We start from the raw sequence: 22,759 nt of genomic DNA, 5'->3' as shown, positions 1-22,759 counted from the left end.
AGGCGGCCGCCCGCACTCTGGACCAACTCTGGCGGGCCGTCGGCGACATCTGCGCCCTCTTCACACCCGACGAATGCTGGAACTACTTCAAGGCTGCAGGCTGTGTTGCAGATTAAACGCCCGACGCGCATGCCGGCGATCGCCGGGCTCGAGGTCGCGGAGCCGTTGCGGGGTGGACGGCATCCCCAAGCCTGCCATTCCCATGATCTCATACGGCGAGTCGGCAGCAAGAGGAGCAGCGAGCACCGACCGTTCGGCCCGGATCGACGCCTCGCACCGCTTGACGGCAAGCGCCCGCTTCAATTCGTCGCTGCCCCCACCCCGACCGTCTCACGCCCCAGCAGGTTTCGCCGGGTTGGGTTCTGGCGTCATCGCGATATATCTGCCTGGCCACATATCCGCCCGGCATGGCGAAATCGCAACAGATCGAGACGTCGACAGGCGAGACCTTGGATTTCTGGATGACAAGAGACATCGCGCGCGGTCGGCTGACGTCCGCGGCTTTCGCCGTCGCGACACTGAGCGTCTTCTGCTTGGCGGCCAGCCCGGCGCAGGCGCAATCCGGGCAAGCCGCTCAGGGAGGAAAGGACAGCGCTCCGTCGACGCTCGATCTGCCATTGATCGGCAAGATCGAGCTGCCGGACTTTCTGTCCTTCCTCGGCTCCAGCGACGATGGCGAGGGATCCGGCGGCGGGGGTGAAGGCGGGGCCCAAGGCGACGGCAACCAGCCGCCCCCCGCCGTGATCACCCAGACGGCGGCGGTGAAGCCCGTCGGCGACCGGTTCGAATTCATCGGCCGGATCGCGGCGATCCAGCAGGTGACGATCCAGGCCCGCGTCGAAGGCTATCTCGACAGCGTCGCCTTCAAGGGCGGCGAGAGCGTCCGGAAGGGCGATCTCCTCTTCCAGATCGAGACCGCCCAGTACGATGCGGCGCTCGCCTCGGCCCGGGCGCAGCTGTCGGGCGCGCAGGCGCAGCTGAACCAGGCCCAGCGGAACCTGGCGCGCAGCAAGGAGCTGGCACAAAGCGGCACCGTCAGCCAGTCGACTCTCGACGATGCGCAGGCGACGTTCGAATCCGCTCAGGCCACCCAGCTCCAGGCCGAGGCGGCCGTGCAGCAGGCCGAGTTGAACCTCAGCTACACCCGGATCGTCGCGCCGATCGACGGGACGATCTCGGCGCCGCTGATCACCGCCGGCAATTTCGTATCGACCGGCAGCGGCGCCCTCGCCAATCTCATCCAGATGGATCCGATCTGGGGCGTCTTCCCGATCGGCGAGGGGCAGCTGATCACCTGGAAGAAGCTCGGGATCGGCAATTCCGAGCCGACGCCGGTCGAAACACGGCCTGCAGGCGAGGCCGGCGGCTCGGAAGATCGGACGAGCGCCGGCGGCGATGCCACCGGCGACGCTTCGCAGTCGGACGGCCCCGCAGGCAGGCAGGCAGCGGCCACCTCGCCCGATACGGCAGAGCCGGTCGATGCCGGCGCGGCGGGTTCGCAAGGGCCCGAGGCGCCCTCCGCCGAGGGCTCGGCCGCGACGGGTTCGTCCGGCCCGCCCCCCGGCGCCGAGGAGGTGGGCGGAGCCGGAGACGCGGTCGCCTCCTCCGCGCAGGAGGCGGAAGACTTCGTCCTGTCGCTGGTCCTGCCGAACGGCTCGACATATCAGCCGACCGGCTCTTTCGACTTCGTCGACAACACGGTCAGCGCCAACACCGGCACGGTGGAGACGCGGATCAGCTTTCCCAATCCCGAAGGCTATCTCCTGCCGAACCAGAACGTCACGCTGGTGACGACTGAGAAGGACCCGCCGCGGCTGCCGGTGATCCCGCAGGCCGCGGTCCAGTTGTCCCGCGAAGGCCGCTCCGTTCTGATCGTGAAGGACGACGACACGATCGAACGCCGGATGATCACCGTCGCGGCGGATGCTGGCTCCGAGGGCACACTCGATCCCGGCGAAGTCGCGGTGACCGGCGGGCTGACGGGGGGCGAGGACGTCGTGGTGCGCGGTGCGGCGACGCTGAAGGAGGGTCAAAAGGTCTCGCCGCGGCCGGCGACGGCGCAGGCCGGCAACGGCAATGCCCAAGCCGCGGCGGCACCGGCCGAGGCGGGAGAGGCGCAACCGGCCGCTGGCAGTCCAGGCGGCGCGCCTCAGGGCGGCGGCGACACGTCGGGAAGCGATGGGACGGGCGCCGGCGGCGCGGCCGGGGGCGGCCCCGGCGGCGGAGGGTCGACAGAGTGATCTCCGACCTGTTCATCCGCCGGCCGCGGCTCGCTGTCGTGGTCTCGGTCGTCATCGTCCTTGCGGGACTGCTGGCGATCTTCACCCTGCCGATCCAGCAGTATCCGAACATCACGCCGCCCACCGTCAGCGTCTCGGCAAGCTATCCGGGCGCCGACTCGACGGTCCTCGCCGAAGCCGTCGGCGCGCCGCTCGAGCGTGCCATCAACGGCGTCGAGAACATGACCTACATGTCCTCGACCTCGACGGATTCCGGCAACTACTCGCTGTCGATCACCTTCGACATCGGCACCGATCCCGACATCGCCCAGGTGAACGTTTCCAACCGGGTGCAGCTTGCGACCTCGCAGCTGCCCGAGGCGGTGACCCGCCAAGGCGTCACCGTGCGCACCCGCTCGCCGAACTTCCTCCTGGCGGTCGCCTTCTATTCGACCAATCCCGATCTCGACCCGATCCAGTCCGGCGCCTTCCTCTCCACCAACGTCGTGCCGGCGATCCAGCGCATCGAGGGCGTCGGCGACGCCCAGGTCCTCGGCCCCTCGGACTACGCGATGCGGATCTGGACGGACCCGCAGAAGATGGCGGCGCTCAACGTGTCGGCCGCCGACATCTCCGCTGCGATCCAGGCGGAGAACCTGCCGGCCTCGACCGGCCAGATCGGCGCCTCGCCCGCGCCGGACGGCCAAGCCATGGTCTATACGATCACATCGCAGGGACAGCTCTCCTCACCCGACCAGTTCGTCAACATCGTCGTCAAGACCGGCGACAACGGCGCCATCGTGCGGGTGCGCGACGTCGCGCGGGTCGAGCTCGGCGCGCAGAGCTACGCGGTCAACACCTTCGTCGGCGACAATGCCGGCCAGACGATCCAGGTCAACCAGTCGCCCGGCGCCAATGCCATCGAGACGGTCTCGGCGGTGAAGGCCGAGCTCGAACAATTGAAATCGAGCTTTCCCGAGGGTCTGCAGTACCAGGTCATCTACGATTCCACGACCTTCGTTTCGGCGACGATCGAGGAGATCGTCTTCACCCTCGCCATCACGGCGCTGATCATCGTCGTCGTCGTCTTCGTCTTCCTGCAGGACTGGCGATCGACGCTGATCCCGGCCCTGGCGATCCCGGTCTCCCTGATCGGCACTTTCGCCATCCTCCTGGTCATCGGCTTCACCATCAACGTCATCACGCTGCTCGCGCTGATCCTGGCGATCGGCCTCGTCGTCGACGACGCGATCCTGGTGGTCGAGAACGTCCAGCGCAACATGACCGAGCGCGGCATCGGCCGGGTCGAGGCGACGCATGTCGCGATGGGCGAGATCACCGGGCCGATCATCTCGACGACGCTGGTGCTGCTTGCGGTGTTCGTGCCGACGACCTTCCTGCCTGGGCTCACCGGCCAGCTCTACCGCCAGTTCGGCATCGCCCTGTCGGTCTCGATCCTCCTGTCGTCCCTCGTCGCGCTGACTCTGACGCCGGCGCTCTGCGCCATCCTGATGCGCCCGCCCTCAAGGGCCTGGGCTCCTCTGCGGGCCTTCAACTGGGGCCTCGACAAGGCGCGCAACGGCTATGCCGGCGTCGTCGGCTTCCTCGTCCGGCGCGTCGCACTGGCGCTTCTCGGTCTCTTGGTCGCGCTCGGCATCGCGGGGCTGAGCTATACGAGCCTCTCCTCGACACTGCTTCCCGCCGAGGACCAGGGCGCCATCCTGTTCGACGTGTCGCTGCCCTCGGGCGCATCGCTGCAGCGGACCACCGAGGCGATGCTGGAGATCGGCGACATCATCAAGCGGACCGAAGGGGTCCAGGCCTACGTGCTGATCCCGGGCTTCTCGATCCTCAACTCGGCGCAGATCTCGTCGGGCGGCCTCGGCATCATCACGCTGAAGCCCTGGGGCGAGCGCGACAGCGTCTTCCAGACACTCGGCAAGTTGAGCGCCCAGTTCTCGCAGATCCCCGGCGTCACGGTCGCCGCCTTCCCGCCACCGCCGATTCCGGGCCTCGGCTCGGTCGGCGGCTTCACCTTCGAGATCCTGGCGCAAAAGGGCCAGGATCCGGCGGAAGTCGCGGCGGTGGCGCGCTCTTTCGTCAGCGCCGCCAACCAGCGGCCGGAAATTTCCGGCGCGCGCACGACCTTCTCGGCCGACGTGCCGCGCCTCTACGTCTCCATCGACCGCGACCGCGCCGAGACGCTCGGCCTGTCGGTCTCCGACATCTACGCCACCATCGGCTCGGCGATGGGCGAGAACTACGTCAATCAGTTCCTCTACCAGGGCCGGGTCTATCAGGTGCGCATCCAGGCCGACGCGCCGGCCAGGGCCTCGCCCGCCGACATCGCCAATCTCCACGCCAAGAACGCGCAAGGCGAGATGGTGCCGCTCGACACCGTGGTGAACGTCTCGACGACCTTCGGCCCGTATACGCTGCCGCGCTACAACCTTTTCACCGCCCCGGAGATCAGCGGCAACGCGGCGGCGGGCTATTCCTCCGGTGCGGCGCTGACAGCGCTGCAGGAGGTCGCCGAACAGACGCTGCCGGAGGGCTACAGCTACGCCTTTTCGGGCACGTCCTATCAGGAGCGGCAAGCCGGCTCCGTCACCTATCTGGTATTCGGGCTGGCCTTCGTCTTCGCCTATCTCTTCCTCGTCGCCCAGTATGAGAGTTGGCTGCAGCCGCTGGCGGTGATGCTGTCGATCGGCGTCGCGGCGGCCGGCGCGACGACCGCCCTCCTCCTCTTCGGCCAATCGTCCAACGTCTATTCGCAGATCGGCATGGTGATGCTGATCGGGCTGGCGGCGAAGAACGCCATCCTGATCGTCGAGTTCTCCAAGGAGCGGCGGGAGCGGGACGGCATGGAGATCACCGAGGCGGCGATCCTCGGCGGCCGGCAGCGCTACCGGGCGGTGATGATGACGGCGCTGGCCTTCGTCCTCGGCCTCATTCCGCTGGTCACCGCGTCGGGCGCAGGTGCCGCAGCGCGCAACGCCATCGGCTGGGCGGCCATCGGCGGCATGGTGGCCGCGACCTTCATCGGCATCCTGATCGTCCCGGCGCTCTTCGCCTTCTTCGAGCGCATCGCCGAGGGGCGCAAGGGCAAGCTCTGGGGCCGCGAGACCGACCGCTCGCAGGAGGGGCCGATCGCCCGCGCCGACAAGCCGGGGATCGCCTTTCCATGGCAGAATCGCGACCGGCGGCCTCCGACCGACAAAGGCTCCGGCGGCGACGATGCGGCGAAAGCCGAGGGCGACGCGGCTTCACCGGCAAAATAACCGCCCGCCACGAAGTCGGGGGAACAGCCGGCGTCAGCGATGCGCCGGGGCGCCGCGCGACATGTTCGCGCAGGCCAGGAATCGGTGCCTCGGTGGGGCGACCGATCGTGCCGGCCGCGATCGCCCCGACGAGGCCTCGACCGGGTCGGGCGATCGCATCCGCGCCCGGACGGCGATGCATCAGGCCCGATCCGGAAGGCCTTTCCTGCGCCCGGAAAAATCCACCCGGGTCGCTTGCGAACTGAGAGAATCATCCGTATACAGCGCCTCGCTGCGCCCATCGTCTATCGGTTAGGACGCCACCCTTTCACGGTGGAGAGAGGGGTTCGATTCCCCTTGGGCGTACCATTCTGTGGTGGGAAGCATAGTTTGTGCTTTCTCACCCATAGTTCGCACTCTCGCGCAATTTTATCGAATCGCTTGGCCGGAGCGAGTCAATCTCTCTCAGGGGCTGCTGGAAGCCCCAGGCACGCTGCGAGCCCTGAATTCTCCGGTCTTATCGTTGAATTCGGTGATCTTCATCTGGACGTTAGGGAGGGGATACACGCTCGCGATCTTCCGCGGGCGAGCAGCCACGTCCTCCGCGACGGTGACGACAACGCGGACGACGCCATCAAGCTTTTCGAGCGCGATTCGAATGTTCTCGCGTCGCTCGACGTTTCCGGCCCGATTCGCGACATCTTCTGAATCACAACCCATTCCTTCGTAGCTGAACGATTTCGACGCCTTGTCGAAGACCAGCCTGTCCTTCCAAAACGTCAGTACGACCAAGCTGTCGTCTGGCGCCTTCGCCGACCAACTCCACCGAACGCTCTTGAACACCGCTCCATACGACTCGAAGGCCTGTGTTTTGTTCATGGCCGACCTCAATCCAACCCGAGCGCTTTGAACACGGCATCGGTGGGATACGAATAGAGCGACGCCTGGAATTTCGTGAACAGTTCTGGCGGGATCGTCGAGATGTCGGCAGCGCTCGCCATGGGGACGAGTATCCTGTTCGCACCAGCGTCGAAGGCCATCTGAAGCGATTCCACGAAGTTCTGAACCGGGACGACGTTTCCCCCGAGGCTCATGTCGCCAAGAACGACCATCTGTGCCCAAATAAGCTTTCGCTCGACATAGGCTCGTAGGGCAATACCCCCATTGCACCGTCCATGACCGTCGGCGCGATTATGCCGGTCAGCGCAGCGATTGGGTTTGAGCGAATCACTCTCTGTGATTTCATGTGCTTCTAGACATGATCTCCGATCGAGAACTGAAGGGTTCTCACGGGGCGGGTGTCGACGGGGGCCCTTCAACTCGCTAGAGTGAACCGAGGGTTGAGGGAACATGCCGAACAAAAACATCTTGCTGATTGAGCCGCCCTATAAAAACAAATACCCGCCTTTGGGTTTGATGAAAATCGCTCAATATCATGGCCCTAACGGCAAACGGGATAATGTCGTTTTTACGAAAGGGATAACAAAGGAACTCAGCCGTACCGCGTGGGATCGCCTTTACATCACGACCCTGTTTTCGTTTGAATACAAAGTGATTTCGGAAACGATCGACGCCGCGATTGAACTTGTCGCCGGTCAGACCCAGCGCATCTTCGTCGGCGGAATTGCCGCTTCCTTGATGCACGAACGGTTTCTGGCCGAGCCAAAGTGGCGTGGTATTCGGTTCATCAGAGGGCTTCTCAACAGCGCCCCGGCGCAGGCACTCCAACTCGATGAAGACGACGGCGACTTTTATGCTGGCGACATAACCAGCAAGCCGATCGAGGACCTTGTCCCCGATTACAGCATCCTCGATCAGATTGAGTATCAGTATCCGGTCCGCGACGCCTATTTCGCCTATGCCTCCCGCGGCTGCATCCGAACCTGCCACTTCTGCGGCGTTCCGAAGCTCGAAGGCGCCCAGCGGGATGCTACGCCGCTAGTGCAGTTCGTCAACGATGTGGACGCCATCTACGGTCCGAAGCGCGACCTCATTCTCATGGACAACAACGTGGTCGCTTCGACGCGGTTCAAGGAAATCATTGCGGAGATCCGCGACCTCGGTTTCACGCCTGGGGCAAAGTTAAAACGTGATCATGAGCGGACCGCCTCGCTGCGCCGCGTCGATTTCAACCAGGGTGTCGACGCTCGTATACTGAGCAAGGATCCGATGTATCTCCGTGAACTGTCAAGCATCTGCCTTAGCCCGCTGCGGATCGCGTTTGACCATCTCGGCCTGAAGAAACCTTATGAGAAGTCGGTTCGATATGCCCATGAGTTTGGGCTCAACGACCTCTCGAACTACATGCTCTACAATTTCCATGACGGCCCGGCGGATCTGTTCGAGCGCATGTATCTGAACGTCCGGCTGAACGAGGAGTTGGGAATTCGGATCTACTCGTTCCCAATGCGATATCAGCCAACAAATCTACCGGACAGGTCGCATGTCGGCGCGAAGTGGTCCCGATATTTCCTGAGGTCTTTCCAGATCATTCTCCAGGCGACGCATGGCGTCGTATCCGGCGAGCCAGAATTCTATCGACTCGCCTTCGGCTCGACGCCCGAAGAGTTCGTCGACATCCTATCCCTTCCTCACCACATGATATTCAACCGGTCGTTTTATGAGCGGCATGAAGGACGGGGCGAATATGAGGACTACTTGGTAGCCCGCGCCACGCTTTCACAGAGCGAGCGCGACGAGCTGCTTGCCTTTCTATCGGATCGCAATCCATCCGAATACCGAGACGGCCTCGGTGACCTGCCGCTTAACATTGCCAGGGTCGCACGATACCACATTCCACTCTCCAAGGACGTCGAGCGTGACATTCGGTCTCTCCAGAAGGCTCGTCGAGGCGGCGAGGCGACGTTCGACTTGCGGCTTACGAACGAGGAGATCGTCGAGGATTCAGGCCTAGACGAAACCGTCACGATGAAGCCGTCTGGCCGGCAAGCAGCGTAGGAGTTCTCGATGAGTCAAGCACTAGCCGTGAGCGTTAATGCCCCCCAGAGGCTGGACCCGTCAGTCGTCCGCGTCGGCAAGGATATCGTCGAACTGGTCACGTCCGGAATGTACCTCTCGCCAATCACAATCTATCGGGAGTACGTACAGAATTCCGCCGACGCCATCGAATTGGGAATCAAAGAAGGCTTGATCAAAGTCGGGGAAGGATCGGTTGCGATCAATATCGATCATGGCGCTCGATCGGTTCGGATCGTTGATAACGGCATCGGGATAAAGGCGACAGACGCAGCTTCGCTATTGCTCGCGATCGGCGGCTCGGCGAAGCGTGGCACGGGGGCGCGTGGTTTCCGAGGTATCGGCAGGTTGTCCGGCATCGCATACTGCAAGGCCCTGCACTTTCGCACGCGAGCAGCGGGAGAGGATACCGTTTCCGTAGTCGAGTGGGACTGCAAGCGTCTCCGCCAGAGATTGAGTGACGATAGTTTCGAGGGTGACCTTCACTCGGTAATCACGAGCAGCGTCAGGTTTTTAGAACAGCCCGCAAGAGGGGAGGATCCCTCCCACTTCTTCGAGGTCACGATGGTTGAAGTTGCCCGACACCGGGGAGACATTCTGCTGAACGAAGCGACTATCCGCGACTATCTCGGACAGGTGGCGCCAGTCGATTTCTCGGAGCGTTTTTCGCTCGGTGCCAAGATCCGCGGAAGACTAGCTGATCACGGGGTCGACGTTGGGATTGTGGATCTGTCCATCCAAGGCGAGCGTGTGCTGCGCCCCTACGCGAACGTCACGACGTTCCCAGGCAACCTTTTTGAATTGAAGCTGGATGAGGTCGAGTTTTTCGAATTCGCTAACATAGACGGCGAGGTTGCCGCCGTCGGATGGGTAGCGCACCATCAATACGCTCGCAGCATACCTCCGAGCCTCGGTATCGGCCGCCTTCGTGCAAGGATTGGCGACGTTCAAATTGGAGGGGAAGGCGTGTTCGACGAAGTCTTCAAGGAGACACGGTTCAACGGCTGGTGTGTCGGTGAGATCCACATCCTCGACCGCCGCATTCAGCCGAACGGCCGAAGGGACCACTTCGAACTCAATCACCACGCCTACAATCTCCTGGCGCAGCTGGGGCCGAAAGCGATCGAGCTGTCGCATCGCTGTCGGACCTCGTCGATCTCCCGAAACATCCTCCTCATGATCCAAAATCTGGTCGAAGAAATAGAGAAGAAGCTAGCTGAGTCATCTCTACCGTCGAAAGGCGAGATATCGCGATTTAGGGGCTCCATCGAGAGAGCGCGAGGGCGCTTGAAGAACGTCGACCACCTCGAGGCGCGAGAGTTGTGCGAAGCGGCGCTCTCGCGCGTCTCCCATCTCTTGGACCAAGTACCTTCTGACAGCGACGGCGGTGTTATTGCGCTTGATGAGGTCTCTAGCCTCGTTCGCAGCATAGTCACGAATCGCGACCAAGCCCGCAAACTGTTGGAAGCGCTGCAAAGCGTAGCAAGCTGAATGCGCCTATTGGCTCCCAGCGAGCGCATTTGAAGGCCTAACCCGGTCGATCGCTGTACGATGAGCGATAATGGCCAGACACTGGTGGTACTACGGTGGCAATTCGATACTCGCTTTCGGGACTGGTGGAGAAGGAAGCTCTGGATAATGCGGCTCGAAGGCGGGCAGGCAGAAAAGAGTATCACCCGAACCCTCCCACTCACATCGATGAAGAAATCCTGAAGAAGCTCACCCAACATGAGGTCGCGCAGGGCTGGCATGTTGAGAAGCAGTACAAGCGAAGGACGCGGATGTTCCGCGCCAAGGCATCGGACGTCCAACTCGAAGACGACGTCTGGATGCTGTTTTATAGAATGCAGTTTACGTGCATGAATAGTGACAGGCATTTTTTCATCAACGACATTCATGATGAGAAGGATCGCCAAGTGGACATCGTCGCAAAGGACGACGAAACAATTTATTTTATCGAATGCACTCATAAGGCGTCACCAGGTCGAAAATCTGTAACGCATATTATTCAAAAGTTTGTCACTATTCGCAACCGAATACGTTCTCAGGTGCAGAAAGATCTTGTGGACGGCAAATCAATTCAGATAAAGTTCCTTATCGCAACTCGTGGCTTTGAATGGCCGGCTCCGGATATAGAGAGAGCAAGGGCGGAAGGTATAGGTATATTACGAGATGAAGATATCGAATACTTTGAAGAACTAGTTAAGCTTCTGAGAGGTGGTGCACGTTATCAACTTAACGCGCGATACTTTGCAAACAAGAAAACACCTATGCTGGAGAACAAGGTCTTCGCCAGCCGGATACGCGTGGGAGGCCGTGCAGCCTACCATTTCATGGCGTCACCTTTTGACATTCTGAAGATCTCTTCTATCAGCCACCGCGCACGCACCAGCACAAATGACCTCAAAAGCTACCAAAGGATGGTCAATTCGAAGCGTCTTGAGGATATAGGCAAATTCATTTCAGACAATGGATCTTTTCCTACCAACATCGTCTGTAATTTTCGAACGAAGAAGCATGTTCGCTTCGAACCGATCGAGAAGCACGGCGACGTCGAATACGGAAAGCTGACGCTGCCGGGGCTCTATGGATGCCTGATGATAATCGATGGGCAGCATCGTCTGTATGGTTACACCTACGCCGATACGGACTACGGTAACGACAAATCTGCTGTCTCAATTTTGGCATACGACGGACTATCGATCGAAGAAGAAATAGAGATTTTTGTCGACATAAATACAAAGCAGAAGCGGGTTTCACCAAGCTTGGCAGCAGAGATACGCGCTAGCATCGGACTCGATCAAGACGATGCACGCGACAAAGTGTCGGCTATTTGTACGCATGTTGGCCAACGACTTGAGTTAGATCCGCGTTCGCCGTTTCATGGCTCGATAAAGTCTGAGATGGATAAGAAAAATCCTGACAGAATCATCACGCTGGTGAATGTTGCGGAAGGCCTGCGAAAACACAATCTGATCGCGTCTGCAACCAAAAATGGGGATGACTATCAGTTTGTCTGTGGGCCGCTGTCTGTGGGAAAGGATGATGCCGAAGCGAACGTTGCGAAGGCGACGGAGGTGATGATTGGGTTGCTGAATACGGCCCGGACGGCTGCCCCCGACAACTGGGCGAAGCGGGATGCTGATGGTGGTTTCTGGTTCACCAATACGGGTTACCGGACGATTGTTCGCTTGGCATCCTCCGTATTGCAATACCTCGCAACGAGCCGCGGCTTCGACGCAAAGAACGAGCCCGCCCAGCGCATTGTTAGCACGCTCGCGCCGTTTATTCGCTTTGCGGTTGCTTACGTGGAGAGCGGCGGCCGTGAGCGGACCAGCAGCTTTCGCTCAAGGAGTGGCGCGGGCGGGATCGATCAGAACTCCCGCCTTCTTGAGATCGCTTTATGCGAGCAGAGCGCCCTCGATTACAAGCCACAGCTCATAGTCGACTTCATCAACGAACGTGATCACGAGGGGACAACGGAAGCGCGGTCGAAGATTGCGAAGTACACGAAGACACTGCTGGTGGTCGTAAAACGGAACCTCGAGAGCCTATATCAGGCTCATGATGAGGAGTGGTGGTTCCAGGGCGTTCCTCCTGAGGTTCAATCCCATTGCAACGAGGCGGTGACAAAGGACAAGGGCATGTCCGACCGCTGGGATCATGTCGGCCTAGAGCAGATCGTGGAGATCATTGAAAAGTCGGGAAATTGGCGGTCGTTCAAGCAGTTGATGAATGCGAAGACGAACCGCGGCAGTCGGAAGGATCAGGTCCTCGCCGAGATAAAGACAATCATACCTATCCGCGATGATCTCAAAGATCAGGATGTGACACTTTCCAAAACCCAAGTAAGCCAAATCGAGGACTTTGCCGTTCTTGTAGCTGAGATGGCCTCAGAACTTGGATTCAACGACAACGCTTTCGAGGAAGCCGCTGCCGAGGGAGATTCCATCCAGGCCACCGCTTCATATTAGATTTATCGGCTAGCATATAATTGTCCAGTGGTGATAGTCGTATATGCGGCCTAGAATTATAAAAGTCGCTGATGCGATCAAAAACAACGCGCCGAAGCTTATCCATTTGAAAGCGTTGCCCCGTTCAATGTTGTTCATTGGCCATTTTTTTAGTTTGTCAATTTGATTTGCTGGCGTGGGATAAATGTAGGGCCAAGTCCGACTATAATCCATCCAGTCACGCACTAGAACGATGGCCCCGAACGCGTAGAGGAATAGGCTTGGGCCTCCCTGAAGACCCACCGGGCAAGAGTCATTGGGTGAACTGCTTGCAAAAAACGTAATTGCCAGTAGCATCAAAAAAAAACTGTTCATCACGAACCAATATATTCTCGTCGTAAGCTCACGCTTTAATTCTTCCTGGGGTATTGTATGCCTCACACGTGGAATAGAGCTTATGATAAGAAGCACTAATCCCAAGACTATAAGAGTGACGTATGACATGAAAAGCCAGTAATAACCCGAAGAGGCAATAACGTCTTTTCCGAATGAGAAGGCCATCGCGTAGAACGGGACCATTGTCAGCATCTGAACGCCGAAGTCGAAGGCGAAACCGGCGGGAGTCGGGGTAGATATTGGCTCTTTTGCGTATCGGATATCTAGGAATTTTGCCCCTTGGTGAAAGAACAGCGCTGCAGTGACCGCGAACACGCTGGTCATTTCCAAGTGCACGAGTAGCACGCCGATTGTCGGGAACGGTTGTGTCGGGTCCGTGAGTGTGGGGCCTAGTCGCTCAAAGATCCGGCTTGCCGCCAAACCGAAGCTCAGAGAGAACACGAAAGCGAGTATTCGCTTCAGATTATCGATAGTACGCTCGGACTGGCGAACGAGGTCCTTGCGGTCCTCTAGCGACATGCCTTCTGCTTGATCGTCCGCCATGAGCCCTCCTTGCGATTCGGTGACGCCTGAACGTAGCATGCAGCAACTTGGCCGTGGTATGGGTACCCGTATAGAGGGCGTTGCGGGAAGGACCGTCACGCTGAAGAGGGCGCCGCTGGGCTGCCGACGGTCGCCACGGGCGGCGCGACCGACTTGCTGCTCGACTGGAAGTGGACTCGTCACGAAATCCGGGCCAAGACCGTATTGCGCGCCAGGTACGACGTTCAGGACGGGCGTAAGTTGGCTGAGGTGGAAATATGGCTTTGGTCAATTCGCACGGCGCGCCGGCTTCCTGGGGAACGCGCTAATGGCCACCCGATTGATGACGTCGAGCCAGATCGGTAGCGGGTCCTACGCTTTGACGTGGAAGCGGCAGGCTAATACGGCGCTCGGCCTTCTCGTCGTATCGGACGGTCGTTAACCCTTCCCGAAGAACTCTGCTGCTCCTCTTGCCAGCGCTAGTTCGTTCGTCATATGTTCGCGCCATGACGAACCTGTCGCTCATAACGCTGTCTGCCGCAAAACCTGCGGCTTCTTCCGCCCGCCGGAGCTAGACGGTCCTTCCGTCCTCCGGCGCTGACAGCGTTCGCCGCTATTTTGCGGCACCGGAGCGACCTCCATGACATCCCCATCGATCCTGCGTCTCCCGGAAGGGAGCGATGTGCCTCTTCATGCCGAGGGCAATCTCGCCGCGATCCGCCGCAAGGCTTCCCGACGCCACTATGCGCCGGCCGGGACCATGCGCTGCATTGGCATTCCGATCTTCCGCTCGACGCTCGCCCGCGACCTAGGCCTGCTTGTCGACCTCGACGACGAGGTGGAAGCCTGGCAATGCCTGCCGAGGGCGCTGGACTTCTGCGACGCCGACGGCGTTCTCGTCCGGCACGTCCCGGACTTTCTCGTCCGCTACGCCTGCGGATCGGAGATCTATCTCGACGCGGGTCGTATCGGCTTGACGTCGGCCGACGATCGCACCGCCTGGAGCGCCATCTGCGAGGCGGAGATTCGCACCGAGCCGGCACTCCCCAACGCACGCGAGATGCTTCGCTACGCCCGGCGCATCGTGCCCCTCGGCGACCGCATCAGGCTGCTGGCCTACCTTGAGGATGTTGGATCGGCGACGCTCGTCGACGCCGCCTCCGGCATGCGTGAATCCCCCGATCCGGTCGGTGCGGTCATCGCACTGGTCCTGCAACGGGTTGTTCGGATCGACTGGCGGGAACGCCGGCTCGCGCCGGATAGCCGAGTGGAGATCGTCCGATGACATCGAAGATCAGGAAGCTCGCCCGGCTTAGAAAGTCCTCGGTCGAGCCGTTCGCCGTGAACCCCGAGATCGACATGGCGATGAATGACGCGGTCGCCGACGCCATTGCGGAGGCGGTCGACGAGCGATTGAAGCTGATGTCGCCGTCGACCAGGATGATCTTCGACCGGGTGCGGACGCTCGTCCCTGACGGTCTGAAGCAGCGCCTGGAGGCGGCAAAGCCCGCTCTCGTCGTCGTTCACGTCGCCGCGCATGGCTGGCGCCGCGCCGCCTACGACGCGATCGTCGCAGCACTCGAGGACGCGGTCCGGACCGAGGAAATCGTCTTTTCGCGGCCCCACTATGTGCCGGCGGACGAGATCGCGAACCGGTCGTGGCAACGAAAGGGCCAGCGCGAACGGACTGAGCTTGTCATGTCGATGCTCTCGTCGGGCATCACCATCGTCGGCCTCGTCGCCGGAGAAGACCTCGATCCCGCGGTCGCGGCGATCGCCGACATGACCGCCGACCTCACCCGGATCGACGTTGCAGACATTGCGAGAGCCGTCGCCTCGGCTTTCCCGGTTTCCAATGCCTCTTGGCCGGCCGACCTCGGTGTTTCCGACATCGATCCCCAGTGGCTGGATCTCGCGATCGGGCGGTCGTCGACCGCAGAGGAAGCGGTCCGCCTGATCGTCGCGGCGCATCGCCGTCCAGAGACGGAATCGTCCGTGCCGATGCTTGAGAGCCTCTACGGCTATGGGCCGGCCCGCGTCTGGGGCCTGCGGCTCGTCGATGCCCTGCGAGAATATCGGGCGGGTACGCGATCGTGGATCGACGTCGACGCCGGCGCTCTCTTCGTCGGGCCACCTGGCACCGGCAAGACGCTGCTTGCCTCGGCGCTTGCCCGGTCGTGCGGCGTCGCCTTCATCCCGACGTCGTACTCGGCGTGGCAGGGCACGGGAGAAGGCCACCTCGGCGATGTGACCAGATCCATCCGAAAGACGTTCTCGGAAGCCGCGGCGCAGTCGCCCTGCATCGTCTTCATTGACGAGATCGACACGATTCCCGCTCGTGGGGCCGCGGCGCGGCACGACGACTGGTGGCGGACGATCGTGAACAATCTTCTCGAATGCCTGGACGGCACCGGCCGCCGCGAAGGCGTCATCGTCCTGGCGGCTTGCAACGACGATCGCAATCTCGATCCGGCATTGGTCCGTTCCGGACGCCTGGACCGGCGTTTCCATATCGGACTGCCAAATGAAGACGATCTCGCGAAGATCCTCGCGCACCACCTTCCGATGATCGCCGAAGACGAGATCCAGCCGGCCGCCGTGACGCTGGCGGGGTCGACGAGCGGCGCCGACGCGGCGCGCATCGCAAGAGACGTTCGACAACTGGCGCGAAGCGAGAGCCGCCGACCGTCCGGCGACGACCTTTTGAAGGTCGCGCTTCCTGCTGATGATCGACCGGTCGGGCTTCGCCGCCGTGTCGCAGTCCATGAAGCGGGTCATGCCGTGGCCATTCTCCGCCAGGGGCAGGTCCCGCGCGGCCTCTCCATCGTTGCCGCAAACGGGGGCGAAGTCGTTCACGACGTTCCTGTCTCTGAATTTCTTCTCGAGGACCTCCACGCGCAGTTGGCGATCGGCCTTGCCGGCCGGGCGGCCGAGCGGCCGAGGAAGTGGTTCTCGGATCGGTCTCGGCTGGTGCAGGTGGCCCACACATGTCGGATCTCGGACAGGCGACTCAGCTGGTGGCGATGATCGAGGGCAGATACGGGCTTGGAACCCGCCTTGGCCTGGTGGAGAAGATCGACGAGGCCGTGGTCGAGCGTCGGCTGCGGATCGCCTATGCGGATGCCCTTCTCGCTGCGATGCGCGATCGTCAGGCCATCGAAACGCTTGCCGAACTCGCGATGGAGCGTCGGGTTCTGGGTCGCATCGCGCTTGCAGAATTCTGGTCTGCGCAATCTTCTCACACGTTAACGGATCCGAAATAATTTAGGAGGATCCTAATCACCTTGCTTCGGCACGGCTCCCAAGCCCGTGTCCACGTCGTGGAGACGACGATGGCGCCGGAGTATTGCAAAATAACTTGATCCTACGTGGCAATCGCCGGCAAACACATAATCGGCTCTTCTGCGCGCACGGCTTTCTAAAGCTCATGTGAGGTCTCCACCTCTTAAGCCTGAGTTCCCTGGACCGCTGCAGCCGCGCCCCGTCAGCCGACTCCGCCAGGCCAAAAGGTCTCCGAAACGCTTGTGAACGCTTGAACGCGTCCGGCGAACGGAGAGGCCTTGTCGTTGCCCGCCGTTTCAGGGGTCATTTTCATGTTCGATTCCATTCAAATGCTCGACAAGAATTCCCGCAGTCCGTTCGGATTTTCCTCGCTGGTCGCGAAGGCGTCGGACGTCGTCGCCGCGGAGGCCGCCGTCCGCACCGAAGGACGGAGGTCGCACAAATTGAGATCTCCGATCATCGTCCGGAGAAGACGCGACCTGTGGCACGCCGTCCGGCTCGCGCTTCTTCCCATGCTGTTTGCGGCGTCTCCGCCCTCGTAAAGGGCGGCTCCACCCCGTTCGAGAGCGGTGCGGAACTTGCGGCGCATACGATCCTGTCGGCCGACATCGAGACGACGGACATGGGCGCTCAGCTTGGCCCGTACTTCTACTTCGACGGACTGGGAAACCGGCGCAAGCACTACTTCGACGCCGAGACCATCGGACCGAACGGCGAGTGGTGTCTGTACGCGGTCAAGAGCCGCCTTTCTTCGAAGTACGCGGTGACGGTCGAGATCCTGAAGCGTCTCCACGAAGACGACGAGCGGCTCGCGGAAGCGACCCTCCACATCGTCGACGAGGATTGCAGAAAGGTCTGGCAGGTCCAGCGAGCCCGCCTTGTACTGACCGCTCGCCAGTTCGTCGACGACGATGCCGAGGCGGCCGTCCTGGCCTGCCTCGCATCTGAAGACCGAGAGTTCACGGTCGCCGAGGTCGATGAACGCACTGCCCTCGATCACCGCACGCTCTACGCGGTGGCCCGCCTCTACTGGAAGCGCCGGGTCACCGTCCGAGACGGCCTCTTCCTCGACTACGCGGCGCACATCCGTGCCGCGTAGTCTCCCCTCCTCCCTACCCAACGTTCCTGGAGTCCCCCGATGACCGCCTTTCTTCCCTGACGTCGCCTTTTTACGAGGTGACCCGTTACCGGCTCTGCGAGGACGACCGCATCCTGGTCGACGGCGTGCCGCACCGCTTTGTCGAGACGGTCGAGATCGCGCAGATCCTCATCGATCTCGACCGACGCGAGACCGTCGCGATCGAACATCTCGAGTTCGAGCGGCGCCTTCATGCCGGCGAGATCCGCATCGATCTCGGCTACCACTCGGTCTCTGCCACCAGATCGCGGGTCCGCCGATACCAGGCGCTCAGCGAGCTTCCGCCGGAGAAGCGCGCCTTGGTCATGCACAAGCTGCGCTGGGTTCAGGACTTCATCGCGCTCTACGAACGGGGCGAGGCGAAGAAGACGAGCCCCGACGGCTACGCCGCGGCGATCGCCATGATCGAGAAGTCCAGACAAGCCGCTGAAATCGAAGAAGCGGAGGACCGCCGGCGAAAGCCGGGCGCTCGGCCGCTTTCGGGATTCTCGAACCCGTCCGCCTCGCAGTTGAAGAGGTGGGTCTTGGCCTACGAGTACGGCGACCGGGAGACGATGTCGCTCTACGATGGCTACGCCCGTGGCGGCAATCGCCAGCGTCGGCTCGATCCGGTGGTCGTGCGCCTGATCAACAGGGTCGCGGCCCGGTACTGCACGCCGATCCGCCCGACGATGACGCAGCTGCATTCTCTTCTCGGGCGCATGCTCAGACGCTACAACTCGAAGTACAAGCGCGATTACGAGATCCCGTCGCGCAAGGCGCTGGAGAGGGCGATCCACGCCATTCCCGATTTCGAGAAGGTGGCTGGGCGCAGGGGCCTTGCCTATGCGCGCAAGCACTTCGCTCCCGTCCACGAAGGCGTCGTCGCCACGATGCCGTTCGAACGTGTCGAAATGGACGAATGGAAGATCTCCATTCAGGCGATCCTCATGGAGACGGGCGACTGGGAACAGCTGAGCGAGGATGCCCGTAAGGCGATCGGGCGGACGCGCTGTTGGCTGACCGCGGCGATCGACTGCGCTACCCGGTGCATCGTCTCGCTTCACGTTTCGAACCAGCCTCTCTCCTCCGCCACCGCAATCCGCGGCCTTCGGATGATGATGGAAGACAAGGAGCCTCTCCGGAATCTGGCCGGCGCGAAGACGGAGTGGCCGACGCGGGGAACGCCGGCCTTGCTCGTCACCGACAAGGGTTCGCAGTTTCTGTCCGATGAGTTCCAGACCATCGTTGGGTCGCTCGACATCTCGCATGCGCGGCCGCCGGCAGGCATGGCCACAATGCGCGGTCAGATCGAACGGTTCTTCGGGACCTTGGAGACCCGCTTCGCCTCGAACTTCATCGGTCGGACGTTCTCCAATCCGACGCAGAAGGGAGAGCACGACGCCGAGAAGCTCGCGGAGCTGACCGTCCACGAGCTGGAACAGGCCCTGATCCGCCACGTGTGCGACGTCTATCACCGGACGCCGCATGGGGCTTTGGAAGGACTATCGCCGGCCCAGGAATGGAACCGGCTGATGCACGCGACCGGCGTGAAGCCGTTCGTTGACGAGAGGAAGACGCGGATCGTCTTCGGCCTTCATGTGACGCGTTCGATGAGCGCCAGGGGAGTCCGTCTCTTCGGCACCTTCTATCAGTCGGAGCCACTGCACGCGATGTGGATGGAGCGGGAGGGGCGCCGGGTCCGGATCGCTCTCGATCCGGACGACCTGAACACGATCGCCGTCGAGCGCGGCCCGGGCGACTGGATCGAGGCGGAGGTGATCAACCGTCCGAAGTTCGTCGTCTCGACGGACACCCTGGCAATGAACTTCGCGCAGCTCGTCGCTCGCGGGCTGCCCGCTTTCAACGTCGACGATCTGGTCGAAAACCAGCGCATCCTCGACGAAGCCCTGGGCGACATCGAGGCGATGGCGAACGCTGCCCGCCGCCGCAACGGCATCGTCATCGAAGAGGCCTTCGAGAAGGGACTCGAAGATCTCCGCCGAAATGTCCGCCGCGCCTTCGCCGACTACCGGAAGCGCACGGACGGGAAGTTCCGGGAAATCAAGTCGGAAGCGGTTTCGCTCCCCCGACGCGAGCGTCCTCGAGAGGAAGCACACACACCGCCGGCTGAAACGCCGACGGCAATCGATCAACCGAATGCGCCGACATCCCGTCGGGCACCGCGCACGAGCGCACCTTGGAGAGAGTGAGTAACATGGCACGCTGGAACGAAGAGAGAAATGAAGACGCCTCCGCCAAGAGGCTGGTGAGCGACGCCCTCGGAGGCATCTCCGACCGGCTGAGCGAATATCCGGACGACTACCGGGAGCGGCTGGCTGCCGCGAAGAACGTCTACATCGGCGACACCGAGCGGGACGCCCCCGTCCGGGAGGCGTTCAGGGACCTCGTCGACAACGCCCTCAGCCAGGTGAACGGCGCAGCTCCCGGACCCGGCGAATATCTCACGCTGACCGGTGCGTCGGGCGCCGGCAAGTCGCGGCTGGTCGCGAGGATGCTGGAGAAGACGGACGCCCTCGCCCCGATCGAACTCGAGAACCGGACGTTGCGTCCGATCATCAAGTTCGGCGCGCCGCAGCCCTTCACCAGCGGGCAGGCGGCGATCGCGATCCTGCGGGCCATCGGCCTCGAGACCGACACCAAGATGGAGTCGAACTACGCCTGGCAGCTGGTCCAGAACCACCTGCCTCGGTCGAAGACCAGCCTCATCATCGTGGACGACGCTCAGCACGCCCTGCGACACACGAAGGCCGAGGACGTCATGACGATCCGGGACGCGTTCAAGGCGATCACCCAGTACGATCCCTGGCCGGTCTCGTTCTTCTTCGTCGGCATCCCGGTCTTCAAGAGGTTCGTCTGCACTGACAACCAGTTCATGCGACGCAATACCTTCGTGGAGATCCCGCGCCTCTTCGCCCACCGGGACGAAGCGCTGGTCCGGGAACTGGTCTCCGCAAAGCTGGAAGCGGCGCGGCTGCGGAAGGGCTTCGAGGACACCGAGGAATTCTACGCCCGGGTGATTTATGCTGGGGGTCTGGAGTTCGGTCGTTGCGAGAAGCTGGTCCAGCTTGCGATCCGCGACGCGCTGCGCAACGGCAGCCGGTCGCTCGACGTCACCCATCTGGCGGACGCGCTCCGCAAGGCGACGCTGGTCGCCGACGATCGGAACACGTTCCTGACGACCCTGGAAGCGGCCCAGGTGATCCCGCAGTGGGTCGAGGAGTCGGACGAGGACTTCATCGCCGAGGACGACATCCTCAAGGCGACGATCAAGCCTCGCGACAATCGAAAGCCGCGCAAGCCGTGAGGATTCGCTTCCCCTTGCGCCCGAGGTTTCACCGCGACGAGACAGTCCACAGCTATCTCTCGCGGTTGGCCTCGGCCAACGGCTTCACGACGATCGCGGCACTCTGCAGCTTCGTCGGCGTCCGCCGGACCGACGTCACCTCCGCTCGGGCGGAGGCCGTCGATCTGGTGGCATATCTCGGTGACGTCGACCCGGATCGCTTTGCCGCGAACGCCATCGTCCCGCTCGGCGAGCAGCGCTACGGCCTTCGCGGCGAAATCCTCAACCATAACGACCTGATCGCGAAGGATTATCGGATCTGCCCGCGGTGCGTCGAAGAGGATCTCGACGGTCCGGATTGGCTTGAGCCAGAAGAGCGGGTCCCCGAACGCCTCGAATGGCGCATCGGCCGGTTCACGTACTGCCCGACGCATGGGGTCGCGTTCGTCACCATCCCTCTGACGGCGCCCAGGATCACTGCCAATCTCACCGGCGTCGCGGCGTCCTGCCTTGAATATGTCAGGGACCGGCCGGAACTTCGAAATCTCCCGTTGTCCCAACGACAGCACTATCTCCGAGATCGACTGTCTGGCGAAATGCCGGCGTCGAACGCATTCCTCGACGTGATGCCATGGTACGCCGTGGCGCGAATGTGCGAGCTGGTCGGACATGCGGATCTTTGGCCGGGGCAGACGAAGCGGAATCCGACCGCCCTGAACGACGCAGATCAGACAGTCGCGGACCACGGCTTCGGAATTCTCCAGGCCGGCCGTCCCGGCTTTCTGGCCTGGGTCGACGGCCTGATCGAGGAGGCCCGCCGCGACCGGACACGGAACTTCGGCCTGCAGTCGATCCTCGGTGCCCTCGGCCAGGCGCTGAACGTCAGCGCGGATCCTGCCTACGACGCCGTGAAGGACGCCGCCGTCGAGGTCGCCTTCCGCAAGCTGCCGATGACGCAGAGCGGCCACTTCTTCCATCGCAGCCCACCGCGCCGGTTGGTGCATTCGATCGCGAGCGCGTCGAAGGAAGTCGGCATCCCGGCGCCAGGTTTGCGGACCTACCTAGAGCGCGCCGGCATCATCGCGGCCGATACGCGGGACCTCAAGCCCGACAAGGTCACCTTCCCCGCCGAACGACTACCCGATCGCGACCGGCTCCTCGCCCTCAGCATGCGAGGGCGGGACTGGACACCAGACGACGCTGAAGCTCTCGAGATCTCCCGAGCTGCGGACCTTCTGGGCATCGGACCGACATTCATCCGTTCATACGACGATCTGCTGGCGGACGACGAACGACCGTCCGGAGCACGACGCCTCTACGATCGCCGTAAGCTGGAGGATCTGCGGAATTGGCTTCTCTCGGGCTGCGAACTCGTCGAGTGCGCCGAGCCGGAGCACATCGGGATCGAGGAGATCGCCCGCCGGCGTCATATCCCCTTGTCCGTCGTAGTGCGCTTCCTACAAGAACGCCGGATAGAGTGGAAGGGGCGGATTAGAGGTTCCGAAGACCTGTCGGCAATCGTCTTCCTTCGAGACGAGATCGCCGGCCTCTGCTGGAGTGGACGACGATGGGCCAGCAGCGCTGCCGGTTAAAATGAGGCGCCTCGCTCACCGAACCAAGATCGCCTAAGGGGTCAGAGACGAAAGCCAACTGACGACTCTTCCCTTACGACCTGACGGAACCAGAACCTGTAATTCCGGTGCCCCGCAGACAAGCCAGACGCGGGA

16 protein-coding genes, 1 tRNA gene and 1 pseudogene are annotated in these 22,759 nt (G+C 62.0%); 15 read left to right on the top strand and 3 right to left on the bottom strand.

The window, feature by feature from the left end; genetic code table 11:
• The 4 genes and pseudogenes from GTK09_RS27510 to GTK09_RS15740 all read left to right on the top strand — a co-directional run.
• A pseudogene (locus GTK09_RS27510) lies at window positions 1–116 on the top strand (IS630 family transposase); the annotation flags it as partial.
• 345 nt (window positions 117–461) lie between these two features.
• A complete protein-coding gene (locus tag GTK09_RS15750; protein WP_163464189.1) occupies window positions 462–2,240 on the top strand; it encodes an efflux RND transporter periplasmic adaptor subunit in 1,779 nt (592 codons plus the stop codon).
• Window positions 2,237–5,500 (top strand): efflux RND transporter permease subunit, encoded by a 3,264-nt coding sequence (locus tag GTK09_RS15745; protein WP_163464186.1) that lies wholly within the window; start codon window positions 2,237–2,239, stop codon window positions 5,498–5,500. The genes GTK09_RS15750 and GTK09_RS15745 overlap by 4 nt, the downstream gene beginning before the upstream one ends.
• A gap of 273 nt (window positions 5,501–5,773) precedes the next feature.
• Window positions 5,774–5,848: transfer RNA gene (locus GTK09_RS15740), tRNA-Glu, on the top strand.
• A gap of 96 nt (window positions 5,849–5,944) precedes the next feature.
• Here the strand turns inward: GTK09_RS15740 and GTK09_RS15735 are convergent.
• The gene (locus tag GTK09_RS15735; RefSeq protein WP_163464184.1) at window positions 5,945–6,358 is read right to left on the bottom strand and encodes a hypothetical protein; all 414 of its coding nucleotides are present in this window, start codon (window positions 6,356–6,358) and stop codon (window positions 5,945–5,947) included.
• 8 nt (window positions 6,359–6,366) lie between these two features.
• On the bottom strand, window positions 6,367–6,831 hold the full coding sequence (locus GTK09_RS27825; protein ID WP_281353385.1) for a S16 family serine protease: 465 nt from the start codon (window positions 6,829–6,831) through the stop codon (window positions 6,367–6,369).
• On the opposite strand from GTK09_RS27825, the gene GTK09_RS15725 reads away from it, so the two are divergent.
• From GTK09_RS15725 to GTK09_RS15715, 3 genes are all read left to right on the top strand, one after another.
• Entirely contained in the window at window positions 6,830–8,437 is a 1,608-nt protein-coding gene (locus GTK09_RS15725) for a radical SAM protein (RefSeq protein WP_163464182.1), read from the top strand. The genes GTK09_RS27825 and GTK09_RS15725 overlap by 2 nt on opposite strands.
• A gap of 9 nt (window positions 8,438–8,446) precedes the next feature.
• Window positions 8,447–9,946 carry an ATP-binding protein gene (locus GTK09_RS15720; protein ID WP_163464179.1) on the top strand — a complete coding sequence of 500 codons (1,500 nt, stop codon included), beginning with the start codon at window positions 8,447–8,449 and terminating at the stop codon, window positions 9,944–9,946.
• Window positions 9,947–10,041: 95 nt separating this feature from the next.
• Window positions 10,042–12,429: a DGQHR domain-containing protein gene (locus GTK09_RS15715; protein ID WP_163464177.1), complete on the top strand. Its 2,388-nt coding sequence runs from the start codon at window positions 10,042–10,044 to the stop codon at window positions 12,427–12,429.
• Window positions 12,430–12,438: 9 nt separating this feature from the next.
• Here GTK09_RS15715 and GTK09_RS15710 read toward each other — a convergent pair whose 3' ends face one another.
• The gene (locus GTK09_RS15710) at window positions 12,439–13,347 is read right to left on the bottom strand and encodes a hypothetical protein (protein ID WP_163464175.1); all 909 of its coding nucleotides are present in this window, start codon (window positions 13,345–13,347) and stop codon (window positions 12,439–12,441) included.
• A gap of 619 nt (window positions 13,348–13,966) precedes the next feature.
• On the opposite strand from GTK09_RS15710, the gene GTK09_RS15705 reads away from it, so the two are divergent.
• The 8 genes from GTK09_RS15705 to GTK09_RS15670 all read left to right on the top strand — a co-directional run bounded on the left by GTK09_RS15705 (window position 13,967) and on the right by GTK09_RS15670 (window position 22,624).
• The gene (locus tag GTK09_RS15705) at window positions 13,967–14,611 is read left to right on the top strand and encodes a hypothetical protein (RefSeq protein ID WP_163464173.1); all 645 of its coding nucleotides are present in this window, start codon (window positions 13,967–13,969) and stop codon (window positions 14,609–14,611) included.
• Window positions 14,608–16,353, top strand: coding sequence for an AAA family ATPase (locus GTK09_RS15700; protein WP_163464171.1), 1,746 nt, complete (start codon window positions 14,608–14,610; stop codon window positions 16,351–16,353). The genes GTK09_RS15705 and GTK09_RS15700 overlap by 4 nt, the downstream gene beginning before the upstream one ends.
• A complete protein-coding gene (locus GTK09_RS15695; protein ID WP_163464169.1) occupies window positions 16,314–16,589 on the top strand; it encodes a hypothetical protein in 276 nt (91 codons plus the stop codon). Before GTK09_RS15700 ends, GTK09_RS15695 begins: the two co-directional genes overlap by 40 nt.
• Window positions 16,590–16,886: 297 nt before the next feature.
• Entirely contained in the window at window positions 16,887–17,150 is a 264-nt protein-coding gene (locus GTK09_RS15690; protein WP_163464167.1) for a hypothetical protein, read from the top strand.
• Window positions 17,151–17,230: 80 nt separating this feature from the next.
• Complete coding sequence (locus GTK09_RS15685) at window positions 17,231–17,707, top strand: hypothetical protein (protein WP_163464165.1); 477 nt, start codon at window positions 17,231–17,233, stop codon at window positions 17,705–17,707.
• 77 nt (window positions 17,708–17,784) lie between these two features.
• Window positions 17,785–19,938 carry a TnsB C-terminal domain-containing protein gene (locus GTK09_RS28025; protein WP_163464164.1) on the top strand — a complete coding sequence of 718 codons (2,154 nt, stop codon included), beginning with the start codon at window positions 17,785–17,787 and terminating at the stop codon, window positions 19,936–19,938.
• A gap of 5 nt (window positions 19,939–19,943) precedes the next feature.
• Window positions 19,944–21,053, top strand: a complete 1,110-nt coding sequence (locus GTK09_RS15675; RefSeq protein WP_163464162.1) for an ATP-binding protein — start codon at window positions 19,944–19,946, stop codon at window positions 21,051–21,053.
• A 14-nt stretch (window positions 21,054–21,067) separates the two neighbouring features.
• Window positions 21,068–22,624 carry a TniQ family protein gene (locus tag GTK09_RS15670; RefSeq protein WP_163464160.1) on the top strand — a complete coding sequence of 519 codons (1,557 nt, stop codon included), beginning with the start codon at window positions 21,068–21,070 and terminating at the stop codon, window positions 22,622–22,624.
• Window positions 22,625–22,759: the final 135 nt, after the last annotated feature.

Source organism: Jiella pacifica, assembly GCF_010500815.1.
Taxonomy (GTDB): Bacteria; Pseudomonadota; Alphaproteobacteria; order Rhizobiales; family Rhizobiaceae; genus Jiella; species Jiella pacifica.
The sequence above is the reverse complement of the archived record's forward strand: the minus strand, read 5'-3'. Positions and strand labels throughout refer to the sequence as shown.